This is a genomic window from Corallococcus praedator (assembly GCF_003612125.1).
In the GTDB taxonomy this organism is placed as follows: domain Bacteria; phylum Myxococcota; class Myxococcia; order Myxococcales; family Myxococcaceae; genus Corallococcus; species Corallococcus praedator.
In genome coordinates, this window is the sequence record NZ_RAWI01000009.1 from 57,409 (window position 1) to 60,567 (window position 3,159).

General features: G+C 69.9%; 3 protein-coding genes. 1 reads left to right on the forward strand and 2 read right to left on the reverse strand.

All coding sequences use genetic code 11. The features are described 5' to 3' along the window. Positions 1-367 precede the first annotated feature (367 nt). Positions 368-1,204 (reverse strand): mechanosensitive ion channel family protein, encoded by an 837-nt coding sequence (locus D7Y13_RS02330; RefSeq protein WP_120533307.1) that lies wholly within the window; start codon positions 1,202-1,204, stop codon positions 368-370. 239 nt (positions 1,205-1,443) lie between these two features. On the opposite strand from D7Y13_RS02330, the gene D7Y13_RS02335 reads away from it, so the two are divergent. Next, positions 1,444-2,607: an alpha/beta hydrolase gene (locus D7Y13_RS02335; RefSeq protein ID WP_120581898.1), complete on the forward strand. Its 1,164-nt coding sequence runs from the start codon at positions 1,444-1,446 to the stop codon at positions 2,605-2,607. Positions 2,608-2,611: 4 nt separating this feature from the next. Here D7Y13_RS02335 and D7Y13_RS02340 read toward each other — a convergent pair. Further along, on the reverse strand, positions 2,612-3,159 hold a 548-nt coding region (locus D7Y13_RS02340; protein WP_341870390.1), incomplete at its 5' end, for a hypothetical protein.

Sequence of the window (3,159 nt, forward strand, 5' to 3'; positions counted from 1 at the left end):
CTCATGAACTCCGCACTCGGGGACGCCACCGCACGCGAGCGCCACCCGGGGCGATGGACTCGCGAGGACTTCGACCTGTTGTCGCTGTGGGTTTGACGCCCTGCGCCGTTCTTCCGGGGTCGGCGCAGGGGTGGGTCAAATTCACATGGATGAGACTATTCCGCTATCGAGCGACCTGTCATGGGGGCGATCCAGCGCCCAGCCGAATGAATCCAGGTATTTACGGAAATAGCTTCTTCCTCCGCTTTCGCGGGAGGAAGGACGTCGGATGTCGTGCCAGGTGTGCCCGGCTTCCCGGGTCGTCCGCCGGGGAGGGCGGCCCTCCCAGCTCCCCGGCGGGGTGTTCGCGTGCGTCGAGCTTCGTGACTCAGCCGGCCTTCGACACCGCCGGAGGCTCGGCGGCCAGGGACGGGGCGGGGACGGAGGCGCCGTAGTTGGCGAGCTGGAGGATCTCCACCACCGCTTCGCCGACGTTCGCCTGCGTGTCGTTGAATTCGGTGGGCTTGCAGAAGATGCACACGGCCAGCACGGGCCCGTGGAGCGTGAACTCCGCCACCTCCACCTGGGGCGCGGGCTTCGCCTGGACGCCGGGCACGCTGGCCATGCGGTCCGTCAGCGCCTGCATCAGCGTCCGCGCGTCCGCGCTGTGCACCAGCGGCACCTTGACCGTCATCTTGCGGTGCGGGTGGTGGCTGTAGTTGATGATGTTGTCGCTGAACATCTGGTTGTTGCCCACGGAGATGCGCACGTTGTCGGACGTGTCGAGCGTGGTCACGAACAGGCCAATCTCCTGCACGATGCCCACCACCCCGCCGGCGCAGATCTCCTCGCCCACGCGGAAGGGGCGCAGCACCAGCAGGAAGACGCCCGCGGCGAAGTTGGCGAGCAGGCCGGACCAGGCCGCGCCGATGGCGATACCCGCCGCGGCGATCAGCGCGGCGAAGGACGTGGTCTCCACGCCCATCAGGCCCAGGATGCCGACCATCAGCATCATGGTGAGGGCGCCCGTGAAGAGCGAACCGATGTAGCGGATCAGCGTGGCATCCAGCTGCCGCCGCTGCAGGGCCATGTCCAGCACCTTGCGGAAGCCGCTGATGACCGTGCGGCCCACGAACCAGATGATCAGCGCGCCAATCACCTTGAGGAGCAGCGGCAGCGCCTCCGTCAGGGCCAGCGACTTCAACTGCTCGACAATGGCATCCATGTTCCGTGTGCTCCCAGGACCCGGACCGGGTCGTTCTATTGTCGTCTTTTGCACTCGGCAGGCCAGGGCGCGCAAGGGGCCCCCAGGGCGGAAGGAGTGTCCAATGGGAGGGCAATCCTGACCTCCGGACGTGTCAGCGGAGACCTGACACGCCCGGCCGTTCGCGCTGACGTGTCACGGGCTTCCGGTGCGCAGCCGGTCCTTGCTTGCGGCGCGACGCTGAGCGAGACCGTGGGCCCATGCGCCTGTTTTCACTCCCGGTCCTGATGTTGTTGAGCGCCTGCACCGCCTCTCGCGTCGCGGTGCCCCCGCCCACCGGTGAAGAGGTGACGGTCTTCATCCACGGCTACCGGGGTTCGTTCCTCACCTCGACGGGCGCGGAGCGCGAGCGGGCCTGGGTGTCGGTGGGGGACGTGCTGTCGCGCGGGGAGCGCTCGCTGGCGCTGCCGTTTGCCGGCCAGCGGCCCGCGCCCCGCTTCGGCGCACTGGAGTCGGACGGGCCGGTGACGCGCTTCACGGTGCTGCCGTGGGTGGCGAAGTACGACGTCTACAAGGGCTTCCTGGAGTTCGGCCGCGACCGGCTGCCGGGCTTCGTGGTCTTCGACTACGACTGGCGCCAGGACAACCGCGAGACGGCGAAGCGGCTGTGCGCGCTGTTGGACCAGTTGGCGGAGGCGCGCGGGGGCAAGGTGAAGGTGAACCTCGTGGCGCACAGCATGGGGGGCCTCATCACCCTGCAGTGCCTGCGCTACGGGCTGGGCGACGACACGGGTGAGCCCACGTGGGCGGGCGCGCGGCACGTGAAGCGGGTGGTGTTCCTGGGCACGCCCTTCCGTGGGGCGCCGGGCATGTTCGACGACTTCACGCTGGGCACGCAGGTGGGGCGCAACCACGCGCTGCTGTCACCCGAGGCGCTGTTCACCTTCGCGTCCGCGTTCCAGTTGCTCCCCGCTGAGAGCGACTTCTTCGCGGACGCGAGCGGTCAGCCGGTGGCCTTCGACGCGTACTCGCCCGAGGCGTGGATCCAGGGCGGGTGGGGCGTGTTCCAGGATGGGGGCCTGCGCACGGACCCCGCGTACCGCGAGCAATTGGAGCGCATGCTGGAGGCGCGCGCGAGCCTGGCCCGGTCGCTCTCCGACCGGGAGGGACCGCCGCCGCCGTTCCGGACGCTGGCGGTGGTGGGCGTGGGGCAGCAGCTGATCAAATCCTTCCGGGTCATCGACGGGAAGCCCACGTTCGAGGACCCCATCGTCGCTGCGGGCGACGGCTCCGTGCTGATGTCCCGCGCGCTGCCTCCGGCGCCCCTGCACGTGGACCGGCTGGAGACGAAGGCCGACCACGTGGGGATGGTGGGCGACGAAGAGGTGCAGGAGGCCGTCGCGCGGTTCCTCACCGGCGACTGACGCTTCAGTCCCCGGCGACGGCGAGCTGCCAGTCGCCGTCCACGGTGATGCCGACGCGCAGGCCCAGGTAGCTCTTGTCCTTGCGCATCGCCTGGAGTTGGTCGTCGGGGTAGAGGCCCTTGAGCGCGCGCCAGTCCGCGTCGGTGGCGCCCTCGCGGAACGCGGTGGGCCAGTAGATGAGGTTGCCCTCCTGGTAGGAGGGCAGGTTGAGGACCTGGACCAGCCGGGACAGCACGGGCTGCGGCGCTTCCGCCCACTCCTCCTGGATGCGCCACGTGGTGGCCATGTCCTGGTCGGGGTCATAGGAGAAGCGCACGGCCTTGCCCTTCTCGTCGCCCAGCGTCTGGAGCGCCGCGTAGTCGCAGGCCACCGCCGCCGCGATGATGCGCTCGCGCATGGACGCCGCCGCGGGAGGCAGGGGCTTCGCGGTCGGCTTCGGCACGGCGCTCAGGCCGCGCGCGGAACACGTGGCGGCGGCCGCCGTCGTCCCGGCATCCGTGGAGGCCGTGGCGCCCGCGTCGCTCAAGGCTCCGGTGGCGGGGGCTTCCGTGG